This is a genomic window from Streptomyces sp. R35 (assembly GCF_041053035.1).
Lineage (GTDB): Bacteria > Actinomycetota > Actinomycetes > Streptomycetales > Streptomycetaceae > Streptomyces > Streptomyces lutosisoli.
On sequence record NZ_CP163440.1, the window covers coordinates 3,358,417 to 3,374,596 of the forward strand.

The 16,180-nt window shown below is 72.7% G+C and carries 13 protein-coding genes, 1 pseudogene and 1 riboswitch; of the genes and pseudogenes, 10 read left to right on the top strand and 4 right to left on the bottom strand.

The window, feature by feature from the left end; translation table 11 throughout:
- Positions 1-76: 76 nt before the first annotated feature.
- Entirely contained in the window at positions 77-310 is a 234-nt protein-coding gene (locus AB5J50_RS15475) for a ferredoxin (protein WP_327428324.1), read from the bottom strand.
- A 2-nt stretch (positions 311-312) separates the two neighbouring features.
- Complete coding sequence (locus AB5J50_RS15480) at positions 313-1,770, bottom strand: aldehyde dehydrogenase (protein WP_369258455.1); 1,458 nt, start codon at positions 1,768-1,770, stop codon at positions 313-315.
- Positions 1,771-1,985: 215 nt separating this feature from the next.
- On the opposite strand from AB5J50_RS15480, the gene AB5J50_RS15485 reads away from it, so the two are divergent.
- Both AB5J50_RS15485 and AB5J50_RS15490 read left to right on the top strand, forming a co-directional pair.
- Positions 1,986-3,026, top strand: coding sequence for an MBL fold metallo-hydrolase (locus AB5J50_RS15485; RefSeq protein WP_327428326.1), 1,041 nt, complete (start codon positions 1,986-1,988; stop codon positions 3,024-3,026).
- A 42-nt stretch (positions 3,027-3,068) separates the two neighbouring features.
- Positions 3,069-3,509, top strand: coding sequence for a nuclear transport factor 2 family protein (locus AB5J50_RS15490; RefSeq protein ID WP_369258457.1), 441 nt, complete (start codon positions 3,069-3,071; stop codon positions 3,507-3,509).
- Between the two features lie 271 nt (positions 3,510-3,780).
- Here AB5J50_RS15490 and AB5J50_RS15495 read toward each other — a convergent pair whose 3' ends face one another.
- Positions 3,781-5,853, bottom strand: a complete 2,073-nt coding sequence (locus AB5J50_RS15495; protein WP_369258459.1) for an NB-ARC domain-containing protein — start codon at positions 5,851-5,853, stop codon at positions 3,781-3,783.
- Positions 5,854-6,012: 159 nt separating this feature from the next.
- Here AB5J50_RS15495 and AB5J50_RS15500 point away from each other — a divergent pair, with 159 nt between their 5' ends.
- The 3 genes from AB5J50_RS15500 to AB5J50_RS15510 are packed head-to-tail and all read left to right on the top strand — an operon-like array spanning position 6,013 to position 9,247.
- On the top strand, positions 6,013-7,263 hold the full coding sequence (locus tag AB5J50_RS15500; protein ID WP_369258461.1) for a PP2C family protein-serine/threonine phosphatase: 1,251 nt from the start codon (positions 6,013-6,015) through the stop codon (positions 7,261-7,263).
- Positions 7,264-7,305: 42 nt separating this feature from the next.
- A complete protein-coding gene (locus AB5J50_RS15505; RefSeq protein WP_369258463.1) occupies positions 7,306-8,067 on the top strand; it encodes a hypothetical protein in 762 nt (253 codons plus the stop codon).
- A 4-nt stretch (positions 8,068-8,071) separates the two neighbouring features.
- The gene (locus AB5J50_RS15510) at positions 8,072-9,247 is read left to right on the top strand and encodes a serine hydrolase domain-containing protein (protein WP_369258465.1); all 1,176 of its coding nucleotides are present in this window, start codon (positions 8,072-8,074) and stop codon (positions 9,245-9,247) included.
- Here AB5J50_RS15510 and AB5J50_RS15515 read toward each other — a convergent pair.
- On the bottom strand, positions 9,241-9,909 hold the full coding sequence (locus tag AB5J50_RS15515; protein WP_369258467.1) for a phosphotransferase: 669 nt from the start codon (positions 9,907-9,909) through the stop codon (positions 9,241-9,243). The two genes, AB5J50_RS15510 and AB5J50_RS15515, sit on opposite strands and share 7 nt — an antisense overlap.
- A 43-nt stretch (positions 9,910-9,952) precedes the next feature.
- Positions 9,953-10,103: riboswitch (cobalamin riboswitch) on the top strand.
- A 105-nt stretch (positions 10,104-10,208) separates the two neighbouring features.
- Between AB5J50_RS15515 and AB5J50_RS15520 the strand changes: the two genes are divergently transcribed.
- The 5 genes and pseudogenes from AB5J50_RS15520 to AB5J50_RS15540 all read left to right on the top strand — a co-directional run bounded on the left by AB5J50_RS15520 (position 10,209) and on the right by AB5J50_RS15540 (position 16,107).
- Positions 10,209-11,459 (top strand): prenyltransferase/squalene oxidase repeat-containing protein, encoded by a 1,251-nt coding sequence (locus AB5J50_RS15520; protein WP_369258469.1) that lies wholly within the window; start codon positions 10,209-10,211, stop codon positions 11,457-11,459.
- Positions 11,460-11,530: 71 nt separating this feature from the next.
- Positions 11,531-12,172: an SCO2322 family protein gene (locus tag AB5J50_RS15525; RefSeq protein ID WP_369265404.1), complete on the top strand. Its 642-nt coding sequence runs from the start codon at positions 11,531-11,533 to the stop codon at positions 12,170-12,172.
- A gap of 226 nt (positions 12,173-12,398) precedes the next feature.
- A pseudogene (locus AB5J50_RS15530) lies at positions 12,399-13,502 on the top strand (energy-coupling factor transporter transmembrane component T); the annotation flags it as partial.
- Positions 13,499-15,217: an ABC transporter ATP-binding protein gene (locus tag AB5J50_RS15535; protein ID WP_369258471.1), complete on the top strand. Its 1,719-nt coding sequence runs from the start codon at positions 13,499-13,501 to the stop codon at positions 15,215-15,217. The pseudogene AB5J50_RS15530 and the gene AB5J50_RS15535, both read left to right, overlap by 4 nt.
- Positions 15,214-16,107, top strand: a complete 894-nt coding sequence (locus AB5J50_RS15540) for an ECF transporter S component (protein WP_369258473.1) — start codon at positions 15,214-15,216, stop codon at positions 16,105-16,107. The genes AB5J50_RS15535 and AB5J50_RS15540 overlap by 4 nt, the downstream gene beginning before the upstream one ends.
- Positions 16,108-16,180 lie beyond the last annotated feature (73 nt).

Here is a 16,180-nt window from a genome sequence, read left to right on the forward strand (position 1 = left end):
TAGGCCCTTCCAGAATAGAACGCCCAGAGCATTATGGAACCCCCCAAAGGGGACTTTTTTCCGAAATCGCCCGGCATCAGTCCTCCGGCGGGAATACCGGCTCCCCGCTCCCCAGCAGCGTGATCATGATGGCCTCCACCGGGCAGCCCTCCGCCGCCCCCAGGATCTTCTCGTTGGCGTCGGTCTCCGGGTCGACCGGATGGGACTGCATGCCGGGGTCGAGGCGGAAGGCGTCGGGGGCCTGGTGGACGCACTGGGCGGAGCCGATGCAGACGGAGCGGTCGACCTCGACCTGCCAGCGGTCACCCATCCTCACGCCTCCCAGCCTGCCGGCAGATGGATCATCTTGTGCTCCAGGAACTCGCCGTAGCCCTCGGGGCCGAACTCCCGCCCCAGGCCCGAGTTCTTGTAGCCGCCGAAGGGGCCGAGCATGTCGAGGCTGAAGGTGTTGACGGAGTAGGTGCCGGTACGGACCTGGCGGGCGATGTCGATGCCATGGGCGACGTCCGCCGTCCAGACGCTGCCGCTCAGCCCGTAGTCCGAGTCGTTCGCGATCTTCACGGCCTCGCTCTCGTCGCCGTACGGGAGGAGACAGATCACCGGGCCGAAGATCTCCTCGCGCGCGATCCGCATGGAGTTGTCGACGTCTCCGAAGAGGGTCGGCTCGACGTACCAGCCGCGGTCGAACCCGTGCGGACGCCCGCCGCCGGTGAGGATCTTGGCGCCTTCCTCCTGGCCGATGCGGATGTAGTCGAGGTTGCGCTGCTGCTGGCGCTTCGCGACCAGCGGGCCCACCTGGGTCGCCGGGTCGAGCGGGTCGCCGACCACCAACGCGCTCGCCGCCGCGGCGAAGGCGTCCGCGAACTCGTCGTAGCGCGAGCGCGGCAGCAGGATGCGGGTCTGCGCGACACACGCCTGGCCGTTGTTCATCCAGGCCGCCGAGACGATCCCGGGGACGGACGTGGCGATGTCCGCGTCCGGCAGGACGACCGCCGCCGACTTGCCGCCCAGTTCCAGCGTCACCCGGGTGAGGTTGCGGGAGGCGACCTCCATCACGCGCCTGCCCGCCGCGACCGACCCGGTGAAGGAGACCTTGTCGATGTCCGGGTGTCCGACCAGGTACTCGCTGACCTCGCGGTCCGCCGGGAGGATCGACAGCACACCTTCGGGAAGCCCGGCCTCCTTCACGATCTCCCCGAGCAGATACGCGTCCAGGGGCGACTCGGGCGACGGCTTCAGTACGACCGTGCAGCCGGTCAGCAGCGCGGGCGCGAGCTTGGCCGCCGCCACGAACTGCGGAACGTTCCACGGCACCACGGCCGCCACCACGCCCACCGGTTCACGGCGGACGAGGATCCTGCCGAGGACTCCGTCGCGCGTCTCCTCGTACGTATAGCCGCGGGCGACCGTGATCGCCGCGTCCCACACCATCATCGCGCCGAGGGCCTGCGCGAGGACGCTCCAGGAGTACGGGGAGCCGTTCTCGGAGGAGATGACGCGGGCGATCTCCTCATGCCGGACGGCGATCCCGTCCTTGATCCTGGTGACGACCTCGATCCGCTCGTCGAGGCTCATGCGCGGCCAGGGGCCCTCGTCGAACGCCTTGCGCGCGGCGGCGACCGCCCGGTCGACGTCCGCCGGCGAGGCGTGCGGCACCCGCCCGATGACCTCTTCCGTGTGCGGCGAGACCACCTCGATGACGTCCTTGCCCAGGGGGTCCGTCAACTCCCCGCCTATGAACAGCTGTCCGTGTTCCACGAGCTCGGTCATGGCCGACTGCCTCCCGGGGACGCTCCACGCCACGATCTCTGACGCTTCTGACGCTTCATCAGATACGAGAACTGATACCAGTTCTAGTCAGCGGAGTCCACGGGTCGAACCTCTCCACCAAACGGTCGACTTGGGCACCCATTGGAATCTGTTCTAGTTATAGTGGCCGGACAGTGCCCGGACAGTGCCCGGAACACGGCGATTGGTGGGAGCCCATGACGCAGGTGACCGATCACGGCGGGGGCGTACGGTCGATCAGGGTCCCCATCCCGGACAACCCCCTCGGCAACACCCTGGTGTACGTCGTCGACACCGACCGCGGCCCCGTACTGATCGACACGGGCTGGGACGACCCCACCTCCTGGGACACCCTCGTCGAGGGCCTCACCGGCTGCGGCACCTCCGTCGCGGAGATCCACGGCGTGGTCATCACCCACCACCACCCCGATCACCACGGCCTGTCGGGCCAGGTCCGCGAGGCGTCCGGGGCCTGGATCGCGATGCACGCGGCGGACACCGCGATCGTCCGGCGGACGCGCGAGAACCGCCCCGAGCGCTGGTTCGCGTACATGGCGGCCAAGCTGGCGGCCTCGGGCGCGCCCGAGGAACACGTGGCCCCGCTGCGCGAGGCCCGCACGTCCGTACGCCGCCCCAGCACCCTCCCCGGCTTCTCCCCCGCGCTCCCCGACCGCGAGATCGTCCCCGGCGAACTCCTCGCCCTGCCCGGCCGCCGCCTGCGCGCGATCTGGACCCCCGGCCACACACCCGGCCATGTCTGCCTCCACCTGGAGGAGGACCATCCCGCCCAACTCCCGGGCCACGGCCGCCTGTTCTCCGGCGACCACCTCCTGCCGAGGATCACCCCGCACATCGGCCTCTACGAGGATCCGGACGACGCCACCATCGCCGACCCCCTCGGCGACTACCTCGACTCCCTGGAGCGCGTCGGCCGCCTCGACCCCGCCGAGGTGCTGCCGGCCCACCAGCACGCGTTCGCCGACGCCCCGTCCCGCGTACGGGAGTTGCTCGCCCACCACGAGGAACGCCTCACCGGCCTGCTCGCCCTCATCTCCACCCCGCTCACCCCCTGGCAGCTCGCCGAGCGCATGGAGTGGAACCGCCCCTGGGACCAAATCCCGTACGGCTCAAGGAACATCGCGGTCTCCGAGGCCGAGGCCCATGTGCGCCGGCTGGTGAAGCTGGGGCGCGCGGAGGCGGTGGCGGGGAGCGATCCGGTGACGTACGTGGCCGTTTAATGCGTTGGCCGCACCGGGTGCGCCGCTGATAGCAAGGGCATCATGGATGACCTCGAACAACTCCTCGCCGAGCGCGCCTGTGAACGGCTCGTCCTCGACTTCGTCCGCCGTCTCGACCTCGGTGAACCCGGCACGGTCGCCGAGCTGTTCACCGAGGACGGCACCTGGGAGTGGCCGGAGGGCGAGCGGGCGGTGAAGGGGCGCGAGGCACTGCGGGACTACTTCGGCGGGCGGCCCGCGGACCGGCTCTCGCGCCGCGTGATGACCAACATCCTCGTCACCGTGGACTCACCGACGACGGCCACCGCCACCTCGTACTTCACGACCTACCGCGTCGACGGCCACACCGGCGGCATGGTCCCGGCCGGGCCTCCCGTCCAGGTCGGGCACTACGAGGACACCTTCCGCAAGGCCGGCGACGCCTGGCTGCTCACCTCGCGCACCCTGTTCCTGTCGTTCGGCGGGCCGACGCCCCGCCAGTGACCAGCTTGTTTCGCCCCCTCCGCCCCTACCCGTCCCATCCCTGGGGGCTGCGCCCCCAGACCCCCGCCAAAAGATTGCGCAGTTCCCCGCGCCCCTAAAAACGGGGGGCGGGCGTGGGATCGCGGGGCGCAGCCCCGCGCCTTCAGGGGCGCGGGGAACTGCGCGACCAGCCCCCACCCACCCGCACCCGACACACAACCGAACGGGGTCGAAGGAGCAGAGCCCCTGGAGGATGGGACGGGTAGGGGCGGCGGGGGCGAGGAACTTCCTGTCAGTGCCCGTGGGCCGCGTAGTCCAGCCCCTCCCCGTACGGCATGGTGCGACCCTCCCCGTACGCCTTCTCGTACGCCCTGTCGCCGATCTCCTCACGGACGCGGACCTCGTGGCGGCGGCGGGTGGCGATGAGGTCGGGTGAGTCCATCTGGGCGCGTCCGGTGAGGGCCCAGACGCTCTCGCCGATGCCGAGGAGGCGGGCCGCGCGGTGGCCGTCCCCGGCGGCGACGACCCCGGCGGCGAGGATGTCGAGGGCCATGGCCGCGCCGACGGTGTTGTGCAGCAGGCCGTGCCCGGCCAGGGCGGTACGGGCGTTGCCGACCGCCGCGCCGATGTCGCCGCGGGCCAGGTCCGCCTGGGCCACGATCCCGTCGGCGAAGGCGCCCGCCCACGACTCGCCGCACGCCACACTGGCCTCGCGCACCTCCTCGGCCACCACGCGCGCCCGCTCGTGGTCGCCCCGCAGCATGTGGGTGAAGGCGAGCGCCACGCGGACCTGGAGCTGGGCGGCCCCGAGCCCGTCCGGCCGGATGGGCAGCCGGGGGGTGGCGGACAGCACGTCGATCGCCTGGGACAGCTTGCCGCTCAGGGCCAGTTGACCGCCGGTGAGGTACGCGGCGGCCACCACCGCCACCGGATCGCCCTGCTCCCGCGCCGCGTCGGCGCAGCGCACCGCCCAGTCCGCGGCGACCTCCAGATCGCCCTGGAGCAGTGCCACCGCGCCGCGCGTCCACAGGGCGCGGGTGAGGTCGGGGCCCGGCCCCGGATCGGTGGCGAGCGCCTGGTCGAGGCAGTGCTGGGCGTCGCGCAGATAGCCGCAGTGCCGCCAGAGGAAGCCGACGTCGGCCGCCATTTCCAGGGCGACGCGTCCGTCGGGTTCGGTGAGCGCGCAGTCCATGGCGGCGCGGAGGTTGGCGTGTTCGGTGAGGGTGCGCTCGCACCACGCGACCTGCCGTCCGGTGTTCCACTCGGCGCAGCCCTCGCGGGCCAGCCGCCGGTAGTGGTCGCGGTGGCGCAGCCGTACGGCGTGTTCCTCGCCGAGTGCGCGCAGCCAGTCGGCGCCGAACTCCCGCACGGTGTCGAGGAGTCGGTAGCGCACCGGATCGCTGCGATGGCGCCGCACGATCGACTGCTCGACGAGCCGGGCGAGCAGTCCGGCGATCCGCCCGGCGGGCAGCGGGCCGCCCGCGCAGACCTCCTCGGCGGCGCTCACGCAGAAGCCGCCCGCGAACACCGAGAGGCGGGCCCACAGCAGCCGTTCCAGCGGAGCGCACAGTTCGTGGCTCCAGCCGATGGCCGTCCGCAGTGTCTGGTGGCGCGGCGGTCCCTCGCCCTCGCGCGCGGCGAGCAGGTCGAGCCGGGACGGCAGGCGTTCGCCGAGGCGGCCGTGCAGCTGGGCCAGCGAGAGCTCGGAGAGCCGGACGGCGGCGAGTTCGATGGCGAGCGGGATGCCGTCGAGGCGGCGGCAGACGGCTTCCACCGTGCCGCGGTTGGTGTCGTCGAGCGTGAATCCGGTGTCGGCGGCTCGTTCGGCGAACAGGGCCACCGCGTCGTCGGCGACCGGCAGCGGGTCCAGGCGCAGCACGCGTTCGCCCGGCAGCCCGAGCTGCTCCCGGCTGGTGACGAGGATGCGCAGCCCCGGCAGGACCGGCAGCAGCGCCTCGGCCAACGCCACACAGTCCGCGAGGACGTGCTCGCAGGAGTCGAGCACCAGCAACAGCCGCTTGCCCTTGGCCCATTCGGCGACCACCTCGGTGACCGGCCCCGTCGACTGGTCCGCGAGCCGCAGCGCCTCGACGACGGCCAGGCCGACCAGGCCGGCGGTGTGCAGCGGGGAGAGCTCCACCAGCCACACGCCATCGGGGTACGCGTCCCGGACCCGGCCCGCGGCCCGCAGCGCGAGCCGGGTCTTGCCGACCCCACCGACCCCGACAAGACTCACCAGCCGGTCGATCCCGACACCGGGATCCAACTCCTCGTCCAACCAGCCGAGTTCATCCCGCCGCCCGACGAAACTTCGTGTCTCTGGGGGCAGATTGCCGGGCCGTCCACCGGTCGTCTTGTCGGACACACCGACCAGTCTGACCGGACCACGCTCCCTCGTTGCCCGCTCCGCCAACTCGGACAGAAAGGCCGCAGCACCCCGTCACTTCCGTGCACCTTTCGACGAGATGCGGTCAACTCCCTGTTGGTGACGGTGGGGAGGGCGATATTCGGAGATTGTCGGGTGATGGGCGAGAGGGAGCAGGGGGAACAGATGGCCGCCAGGGGCGGAGGCGGTGGGAGCGACCTGACGGCGGGCAGCTGTGGGAAGGACCTGATCGCGAGCGGCAGCGGGGACGATCTGCCCGCGAGCAGCCGCGGGGGTGATCTGACTGCGAGCAGCCGCGGGGATGATCTGACCTCGGGTGTCGGGAGGCAGGTGCGGTGGCCGGTGCTGGTGCTGGTACCGGTACTGGTGCCACTGGCGGCCTGTCTGGCGATCGCCGTGCCGGATCTGCTCTTCGACCAGGTGCCGCCGCTCATCATCCTGCTGCTCATCGGCCCGCTGCTGGCCTGCGTCAGGCTGGGCGTCCGGCACACCGTCCTGGTCTGCTGCTGGTCTGTGGCACTGGGCCTCGCGATGGGGCTCAGTGACGGCACCGTGCGGACCTTCGCGTTCGGCGTCCACTGGAGCGGGCTGCTGCTGGGCTGCGCGCTCACCGTGTACGCGGCCCGGCAGCGCGAGCGACTCGTCGCGGCACTCGCCCAGGCCCGCGAGGTCGCCCGGATCACCCAGGAGGCGATCCTGCGGCCCATCTCCCGCACCCTGGGCGGCACTCAGGTGTACACCCGCTACCACTGCGCCGCCCGCGAGTCGACGGTCGGCGGTGACCTGTATGACGTCGCGGTGACACCGTACGGGCTGCGCGTGCTCGTCGGCGACGTACGCGGTCACGGCCTCGACGCCCTCCGGCTGACCGCCGACACCATCGCCGGCTTCCGCGAACTCGCCTACACCGCATCCGACTTGACGACCCTCACCGGCCAGCTCGACGCTCGCCTCACCCCGGAGCTGGGCCCCGAGGACTTCGTCACCGCCGTGCTCGCCGAGTTCGCGCCCGGCGAGGTCCGGCTGGTCAACTGCGGCCACCCGGCACCACTGCGCTCCGGCCACCGCATCGAACTCCTCGAACCCCTGGTCCCCACACCCCCGTTGGGCCTGCGCCCCGTCCCGCGCCAGTACCGCGTACGACTACAGCCCGGCGACCGGCTCCTCCTCTACACCGACGGCCTGACCGAGGCCCGCGACCCGGAGGGCGCCCCCTTCCCCCTCCTCGGCGAGGCCGCGCTCGCCCTGCGCGAACCGCTCCCCGAAGAGGCCCTGCACGCCCTGTACACCCGCCTGATCGCCCACACCGGTACGACCGCCCTCGCCGACGACCTCGCCCTGGTGCTGTGCCAGCCGGTGGAGGCGACCGTGCCCGTACGCGTGCCGTGAAGCACAACTCTGCCCCCGCACCGTGAAGTACGGTCGCTGACCATGTTCTTCACGGCCGAGCGGCGACACCACGTACGAGAGCTCCTGCTGGAGCGCGCCCGCGCCGACGACCGGATCACCGGCGCGGCGGTCACGGGTTCCGCCGCACGCGACGCCGAGGACCGCTGGTCGGACGTCGACCTGTTCCTCGGGGTGGCGGACGGGGCGCCCGTGCCCGCCGTGCGGGACGACTGGAGTGCCTTCGTGTACGGGGAGTTGGGCGCCCTGCACCACTTCGATCTCCCTGCGGATCCCGCCGTCTACCGGGCCTTCCTGCTCCCCGAACTCCTCGAAGTGGACCTGGGGTTCACGCCGGAGGCGTCCTTCGGGCCGATGGGCGGCGGAGCGTTCCGGGTCGTCTTCGGCTCGGTGGCCGTACGGGAGTCGACCGACGCGGCCACTGACCCCGATCACCTGACCGGCCTCGCCTGGCACCACGTCCTGCACGCCCGCATCTCCCTCGAACGCGGAGCGCTGTGGCAGGCCGAACACTGGATCAGCGCCCTCCGCGACCACCTGCTGACCCTGGCCTGCCTGCGCCTGGGCCTGCCCTCCGCCTACGCCAAGGGCGCGGACCGGCTGCCGCCGGAGGTCACCGGACCACTGACTGAAACCCTCGTACGTTCCCTGGACCGGCCCGAGCTCCGGCGCGCCCTGGCGACGGTGACCCGGGCCCTCCTGAGCGAGCTCCGGATGACGGACGCGGACACGGCCGCCAGGCTGGAGGACGCACTGCGCGAGCTCGCCACCCCTTCGGAAAGGTGAACCGATGAGCAGCCCGCACGACCCGCACGCCCTGCACGACCTCCTGAACGCGTACGTCGACGACGGCACCGTGCCGGGAGCGGTGGGCCTCGTGGCCCGCGGCGACCGGGTCGACGTCCAGGCCGTCGGCTCCGTCGACGTCGAGGGCAGCGCCCCGATGGCCAGGGACACGATCTTCCGTATCGCCTCGATCAGCAAGCCGATCACCGCCGCGGCGGTGATGCTGCTGATCGAGGACGGCCTGATCACGCCCGACGACCCGGTCGACGCGTGGCTGCCGGAGCTGGCGAAGCCGGTGGTCGTCCGTACACCGTCGAGCCCCGTCGACGACGTGGTCCCGGCCGCCCGGCCGGTCACCGTCGCCGATCTGCTCTCCTCCCGGGCCGGCTGGGGCTTCCCCTCCGACTTCACGCTGCCGCAGGTCCAGGCGCTGTTCGAGGTCCAGAAGGACGGCCGCGATCTGCGCGCCTTCCCGCCGCCGGACGCGTGGGTGGCGGCGCTGGCACGTGTTCCGCTGCTGTACCAGCCGGGCGAGGCCTGGCTGTACGGCACCTGCTCCGACCTCCAGGGCGTACTGATCTCCCGGGTCGCCGGCCGTCCGCTCCCCGAGTTCCTGGCCGAGCGGATCTTCGAGCCGCTGGGCATGACCGACACGGGCTTCGAAGTGCCGGCGAGCAAGCGCGACCGATTCACCAGCTACTACCGCGCCGCCCGGAACGGCGGCGGTCTCGAACTGGCCGACGCCCCCGACGGGCAGTGGAGCAGCGTTCCGCCGTTCCCGTCCGGAGGCGGCGGGCTCGTCTCCACCGCCGACGACTGGCTGGCCTTCGCGCGGATGCTCTTGGCCGACGGCACCGCACGCGGGCGCCGCCTTCTCTCCCCCGCCTCGGTGCGGCAGATGACCACCAACCACCTCACCCCGGCCCAGCGCGACATCGGCGCACTGTTCATGGAGGGCCAGGGCTGGGGCTACGGCGCCCAGGTCGACATCGAACCCACCGACCCGTGGAACGTCCCCGGCCGATACGGCTGGACCGGCGGCACCGGCACGACCGGCCACCTCGTCCCGTCCACCGGCACGGTCACCGTGCTGCTCACCCAGGTCGGCATGGAGAACCCGACGCCCACCCCGCTGATGCGGGACTTCTGGCGGCACGCGGCCGACACCACCACTCAGTGAGGGCGGATCAGCTCACGGATCAACTCCTCCGCCTCGCCGAGGAGTTCGACCTCCCGCAGACTCATGGTCGGATTGGCGGCGCGCCGGGCCCTCGCCTCGGTGAGCCCGTCCTCCGTCAGGTACGCCGCGTTCCCGTCGAGCATCGCGGCGAGCGTCTCGTCGGCGACCTCCGCGTGGGGCTCGTCGCCGACGGCCACCTGGGCGAGGATCACGGCGGACGTGCCCCAGTCCAGGCCGGGCGGGCCCTCCTCGGCGTTGGCCCAGTCGATGACCTTCGGGCCGTCCGGGGTGAGCATCACGTTGTCGGGGTGCAGGTCCAGGTGCAGGACGCGGACGGCCGGGTCCGCGGAGACCCGGGCGGGCACGGCGTGCAGTCTGCGCAGCAGCCGGGCGAGGGTGAGGCCGGCCTCCTCGGCGGAGAGCAGTCCCGCGCCGAACGCCTCCAGCATGGTCGGCCCGGACAGCCGCTCCATCACCAGGTCGGTCCGGGTCGCCGCCCGCACGCCCGGCACCGGATAGCCGTGCCCTCGTACGTGTTCCATGACCGCGGCCTCGGCGGTGGCGTCGCCCCACCCCTCGCGGTCCCGGCGCAGGACCCACGCCTCGTCGATCTCGTAGACGTCCGCCGAACGCCCCGAGCCGAGCAGTTTCCCCGTACGCATGGCCAGAACCTATCCGGGCATCCGGGCGGGGCCACAGGCGGCCCTCAGACTCTTGTTTACGGGCCGGTAGAGTGAGCGCGTCGTCATCACACCCGTACGGGGGGAAGCCGGTGCAAATCCGGCGCTGACCCGCAACCGTGAATCACCCGCCAGGTGGTGAGCCGGATCGCCTCGCCCGGGACGTGACCGGCTCGTGCCGTCGGCAGCCCGCCGACGGCCGGCACCGTCGAGGTATACGGAGCCGGAGCCGCTCGGGCCAAGTCTGCGCCCGCTGCTGCCCGGCTCCCCAGGGGAGAGTCATGATTGTTCGCCGCAGCGCCGCGGTACTGGCCGCCACCGCCGTGATCGGCACGGCCTTCGCACCGGCCGCCCTCGCGGCGGACTCGTCCCCGTCCCCTTCCGCGTCCCAGGCGCTCCCGTCGGGCCTGTACGGCTCCACCGACCCCACCTACGACGGCGTCTGGCGGCAGTCGCTCGCACTGCTCGCCCAGGACACCGTGGGCGTCGAGCCCGCGGCGAAGGCCGTCGACTGGCTGACCGGGCAGCAGTGCGCGAGCGGGGCGTTCGCGCCGTACCGCGCCGACGCGACCGCGAAGTGCGACGCCAAGACGATGGTCGACACGAACAACACGGCCGCCGCCGTGCAGGCCCTCGCCGCGCTCGGCGGGCACGACACCGAGACGGGCAAGGCCGTGGCATGGCTGAAGTCCGTGCAGAACAAGGACGGCGGCTGGGGGTACGTCGCGGGCGGGGCCAGCGACGCCAACTCGACGTCCGTGGTGATCGGCGCGCTCGCGGCGGCCGGGCAGAAGCCCGCGGACGTCTCCCAGGGCGGCAAGTCGCCGTACGACGCACTCGTGACGCTGTCCATCGCGTGCGAGGGCGAGGGCAGCGGCGGCGGGTTCGCGTTCCAGCCCGACAAGAAGGGCAAGCTGACGGCGAACGCGGACGCCACGGCGGCCGCGGTCCTCGGCTCCCTCGGCAAGGGGTTCGTGACGACGGCGGGGAAGACCACGACGTCCGGTTACGTCTGCGGCGCCACGGAGAAGCTCACTCCGGCGGAGGCTGCCCGCAACGGCGCCTCCTACCTCTCCAACGCCCTCAACGCCACCCCGTACCTGAAGTCGGCGATGCCCGGCGCCAAGGATCAGCCCGACTACGGCAACACCGCCGACGCGGTCGTCGCACTCGCCTCCGACGGCTGGACCGAGGACGCCCAGAAGCCCCTCGCCTGGCTGGAGAAGAACTACGGCGCCTGGGCGGCGAAGGCCGGACCGGCCGCGTACGCCCAGCTGATCTTCGCCGCCCATGCCACCGGCACCGACCCGCGCGACTTCGGCGGCGCGGACCTCGTCAAGCAGCTCGGCGCGACCGGTCCTGCGGCGGACGCGTCCGACCACTCGGCCGCCGCGAGCGACGAGAAGAAGGACGAGAAGAAGAAGGACGACGACAAGGGGCTCGGCGTCTGGTGGATCGTGGGCGTCGGTCTCGTCGCCGGCATCGGCATCGGCTTCCTGATCAGCGGCCGCAACAAGAAGCAGCAGCTGTGATACGCCGCCGTCGGACGCCCGCGCCGGCCCCGGCTCCGAGTCGTGCCCTGACCCTGAGTCGTGCCCTGACCCTGAGTCGTGCCCAGACCCTGAGTCTTGCCCTGGCCCTGCTGCTCCTCGTACTCGGCGGGGCGGGGCAGGCCCAGGCGGTCGGCTACCGCTACTGGTCCTTCTGGGACCTGACCGGCGGGAAGTGGACGTACGCCACCCAGGGCCCGTCCACCGCGCGGCCGTCCGACGGCGACGTCCAGGGCTTCCGCTTCGCGATCAGCGAGGACTCCCAGCACGCCGTACAGCCGCGCGGAAACCGGGACTTCGCCTCGATCTGTGCCAAGACGCCCGCCCAGCAGGGCAAGAAGCGCGTGGCCCTGGTCATCGACTTCGGTACGCCCGCGGACGCACCGTCCGGCGAAACCCCGCCCACCCCGCGCACAGCCTGCGCGAGCGTCCCCTCGAACGCGACCACGGCCGAAGCCCTGGCCTCGGTTGCCAAGCCCCTCCGCTACGACACCAACGCCCTCCTGTGCGCCATTGCGGGCTACCCCCAGACAGGCTGCGGCGACCAGGTGACCAAGCCGACGAAAACCACCGCCCACCCCCACCAGCCCAAACCGGCCCACCACGGCCCATCAGTAGGCCTGCTGGCAGGTGCAGCGGCGGTAGCCCTCCTGGGCGCCGCAGCAATCTGGCAGGCCCGCCGCAACCGGGGCTGAGGCGGGGGTGAACCCAATGACACCGGCCGACCCCGACCGCCCAGCCCTCACGCCGGCTCCCGCCGCTCCACCCTCTGTGGGCAATCGTCCCGCAGGGCGATGGGGGTCCCCCCGCTCGAGCGAAGCCGAGAGTGGGGGAGGGTGGGCACAGCCACCAACGCCGGGTGCCGTCCCAGCCCAACGCCCACCGCACCGCCGCACCCGCACCCGCACGCCGGAGGCAACCCGCACCAACTCCCTCCACCCCGGCGCCTGGTGGACCTGGGCCCTAGGCCTGGGAACAGCCGCCTCCCGCACCACGAACCCCCTCCTCCTGGCCCTGCTCATCGGCGTAGCCGGCTACGTGGTGGCCGCCCGCCGGACCACCGCCCCCTGGGCCCACTCGTACACCGCCTTCGTCAAACTCGGTGTCACCGTCCTGGCCATCCGCCTGGCCTTCGCCGTCTTCCTCGGCTCCCCCATCCCCGGCACCCACATCATCGTCACGCTCCCCGAAGCCCCCCTCCCCCACTGGGCCCAAGGCATCCGCATCGGCGGCCGCGTCACCGCCGAAGGCCTCGTCTTCGCCCTGTACGACGGCCTGAAACTGGCCACGCTCCTGATCTGCGTAGGCGCGGCGAACGCCCTCGCCAACCCGGCCCGCCTGCTGAAGTCACTCCCCGGCGCACTGTACGAGGCAGGCGTGGCGGTGGTCGTCGCGCTGACCTTCGCCCCGAACCTGATCGCGGACGTCCAGCGCCTGCGCGCCGCACGGCGCCTGCGCGGCCGCCCGGACAAGGGCCTGCGCGGCCTGCTGCACGTCGGACTCCCGGTCCTGGAGGGCGCGTTGGAGCGCTCGGTCGCCCTCGCGGCGGCGATGGACGCCCGCGGCTACGGCCGCACCGCCGAGGTCCCGCCCACCGTCCGCCGCACCACCGCCGTACTGACGCTCGGCGGCCTGCTCGGCGTCTGCGCGGGCACGTACGGACTGCTGACCGCGGAGGGCGGCAGCTACGGCCTGCCCGTACTGCTGGCCGGGCTGGCCGCGGCGCTCGGCGGCCTGTGGCTCGGCGGCCGGCGCTCACTGCGGACGCGGTACCGCCCGGACGCGTGGGGCGCACGGGCCTGGCTGGTGGCGGGCTCGGGCGTGGCCGTGGCGGCGCTGATGGTGGCCGCCGCCTCGTACGACCCCGTCGCGCTGCGCCCCGGCGTCGTCCCGCTCGTGGCCCCCACCCTCCCGCTCTGGCCCGCGGCGGCGATCCTCCTCGGCCTCCTCCCCGCCTTCGTGGCCCCGGCTCCCCGGCGACCCCGGACCCCCGCGCACCCCTCACCCTCCAAGGAGCCCTCATGATCCGCTTCGAGGATGTCTCCGTGACGTACGACGGAGCGGCCGAACCCACCGTCCAGGGCGTGGACTTCGAGGTCCCGGAGGGTGAACTGGTCCTCCTGGTCGGCCCGTCGGGCGTCGGCAAGTCGACCGTTCTCGGCGCGGTGAGCGGACTCGTCCCGCACTTCACCGGCGGCACACTCCGCGGCCGGGTCACGGTCGCCGGACGCGACACCCGCACCCACAAGCCGCGCGAACTCGCCGACGTGGTGGGCACGGTGGGCCAGGACCCGCTGTCCCACTTCGTGACGGACACGGTGGAGGACGAACTCGCGTACGGCATGGAGTCGTTGGGCCTCGCGCCGGACGTGATGCGCCGCCGTGTGGAGGAAACCCTGGACCTGCTGGGCCTGGCGGACCTCCGCGACCGCCCGATCGCGACCCTGTCCGGCGGCCAGCAGCAGCGCGTGGCCATCGGCTCGGTCCTGACCCCGCACCCCAAGGTCCTGGTCCTCGACGAACCCACGTCGGCCCTGGACCCGGCCGCCGCGGAGGAGGTCCTCGCCATCCTCCAACGCCTCGTCCACGACCTCGGCACCACCGTCCTCATGGCCGAGCACCGCCTGGAACGCGTCATCCAGTACGCCGACCAGGTCGCCCTCCTGCCTTCCCGGGGAGCCGCGCCGACCCTCGGCACCCCGTCCGAGATCATGTCCGTCTCCCCGGTGTACCCCCCGGTGGTCGGCCTGGGCCGCCTGGCCGGCTGGTCCCCACTACCGCTCACGGTGCGCGACGCACGGCGAAAGGCGGGGCCGCTGCGGGACAGGTTGGCCGAGGCGGCACGGGAAGCCCCCGCCCCTCCTTCTCTCCCCGAACCCCCGTCACCCCAGTCACCCCCGTCACCCCCAGTACTCCCACGCCCCACCTCCCCCCTCGCCCGCCTCCTCCGCAAGCGCACCCCCGACACCACTCCCCAGGCACCCCCACCGCACGTGGCCGAGGTCGCCTCCCTCGCCGTCCGGCGCGGCCCGGTCGAGGCGCTCCGCCGGGTCGACCTCACCGTCGCCCCCGGCGAGACGATCGCGCTGATGGGCCGGAACGGAGCCGGAAAGTCCACCCTGCTCGGCGCCCTGGTCGGGCTGGTCGAGCCCGCCGCCGGATCGGTACGGGTCGGCGGCGCCGTACCGCACCGGACGGCGCCCCCGGAACTCGTACGACGCGTGGGCCTCGTACCGCAGGAACCACGGGATCTGCTGTACGCGGACACGGTGGCCGCCGAGTGCGCGGCGGCCGAACGGGATGCCGGGGCGGCAGCCGGGACCTGCCGGGCGCTGGTGTCCGAGCTGCTGCCCGGGATCGGGGACGGGACACACCCCCGGGACCTGTCGGAGGGCCAGCGGCTGGCGCTCGCGCTGGCCGTCGTCCTGACGGCCCGCCCCCCGCTGCTGCTCCTCGACGAACCGACCCGCGGCCTCGACTATGCGGCGAAGGCCCGGCTGGTCACGGTCCTGCGCGACCTGGCCGCCGGGGGTCACGCCATCGTCCTGGCCACGCATGACGTGGAACTCGCCGCCGAGCTCGCCCACCGTGTCGTGATCCTCGCGGACGGTGAGGTCGTCGCCGACGGCCCGACCGCCGAGGTGGTCGTCGCGTCCCCGTCCTTCGCCCCGCAGGTCACGAAGGTGCTGGCCCCACAGCCATGGCTGACCGTCACGCAGGTCGGGGAGGCGCTCTCATGAAGCCCCCCGAAGTCCCCACCCGTACAGAAGCCCCCGTAGAAGACCCCACCCGCATATACGTCCAGCCCCAGGCGCGAGCCATCCGAGCCGTCCGAGCCATCCGCCTCGGCCCCCGCTCCATCGCCGCCCTCGCCCTGGTCAGCGCCACCGGTGTCGCCGGGTTCGCCTGGCCGCTCATCGCGGGACCGGGCTCCCAGGTCAGCGCCCACGCCCAGGACGCCCCCTGGCTCTTCGCGGGTCTCCTGGTCCTGCTGGTCGGGGTCGTCGCCGCGACGATCTCCGAGTCGGGGCTCGGACCGAAGGCGGTCGCCATGCTGGGCGTACTGGCCGCGACCGGGGCGGCCCTCCGCCCGATCGGAGCCGGGACTGCGGGCATCGAGCCGATGTTCTTCCTGATGGTGCTGAGCGGGCGGGTGCTCGGGCCGGGGTTCGGGTTCGTGCTCGGCTCGATCACCATGTTCGCGTCGGCGCTGCTCACCGGCGGGGTCGGGCCGTGGCTGCCGTTCCAGATGCTGTCGATGGGCTGGTTCACGATGGGCGCCGGGCTGCTGCCGGGCCCCGACCGGCTGCGCGGGCGCGCGGAGCTGGCGATGCTCGCCGCGTACGGCTTCCTCGCCGCCTTCGCGTACGGCACGGTCATGAACCTGGCCGGCTGGCCGTTCATGGACGCGCTGGCCTCGAACGTAGCGTTCGACCCGCATGCCGCCCTCCCCACCAACCTGACCCGCTTCCTCGCGTACTGCCTGGCCACCTCGCTCGGCTGGGACCTGGGCCGGGCGGTCGTGACCGTCGTCCTGACCCTCACGCTCGGCGGAACCCTCCTCAAAGCGCTGCGCCGAGCCACGCGCCGGGCGGCTTTCGAGACCCCGGTCACCTTCGACCCCAGGTGATCTGCGGCCCGGGTCACACTCCTCGGTGACGCCGTGTGGGACGGTCGCGCACCGTGCGTCAGTGGCGGGGTGA

What these genes read in the sequence shown, in the direction of transcription:
- AB5J50_RS15475 (WP_327428324.1), bottom strand. Translation starts at nt 310, where the DNA reads ATGGGTGACCGCTGGCAGGTCGAGGTCGACCGCTCCGTCTGCATCGGC.
- AB5J50_RS15480 (WP_369258455.1), bottom strand. Translation starts at nt 1,770, where the DNA reads ATGACCGAGCTCGTGGAACACGGACAGCTGTTCATAGGCGGGGAGTTG.
- AB5J50_RS15485 (WP_327428326.1), top strand. Translation starts at nt 1,986, where the DNA reads ATGACGCAGGTGACCGATCACGGCGGGGGCGTACGGTCGATCAGGGTC.
- AB5J50_RS15490 (WP_369258457.1), top strand. Translation starts at nt 3,069, where the DNA reads ATGGATGACCTCGAACAACTCCTCGCCGAGCGCGCCTGTGAACGGCTC.
- AB5J50_RS15500 (WP_369258461.1), top strand. Translation starts at nt 6,013, where the DNA reads ATGGGCGAGAGGGAGCAGGGGGAACAGATGGCCGCCAGGGGCGGAGGC.
- AB5J50_RS15505 (WP_369258463.1), top strand. Translation starts at nt 7,306, where the DNA reads ATGTTCTTCACGGCCGAGCGGCGACACCACGTACGAGAGCTCCTGCTG.
- AB5J50_RS15510 (WP_369258465.1), top strand. Translation starts at nt 8,072, where the DNA reads ATGAGCAGCCCGCACGACCCGCACGCCCTGCACGACCTCCTGAACGCG.
- AB5J50_RS15515 (WP_369258467.1), bottom strand. Translation starts at nt 9,909, where the DNA reads ATGCGTACGGGGAAACTGCTCGGCTCGGGGCGTTCGGCGGACGTCTAC.
- AB5J50_RS15520 (WP_369258469.1), top strand. Translation starts at nt 10,209, where the DNA reads ATGATTGTTCGCCGCAGCGCCGCGGTACTGGCCGCCACCGCCGTGATC.
- AB5J50_RS15535 (WP_369258471.1), top strand. Translation starts at nt 13,499, where the DNA reads ATGATCCGCTTCGAGGATGTCTCCGTGACGTACGACGGAGCGGCCGAA.
- AB5J50_RS15540 (WP_369258473.1), top strand. Translation starts at nt 15,214, where the DNA reads ATGAAGCCCCCCGAAGTCCCCACCCGTACAGAAGCCCCCGTAGAAGAC.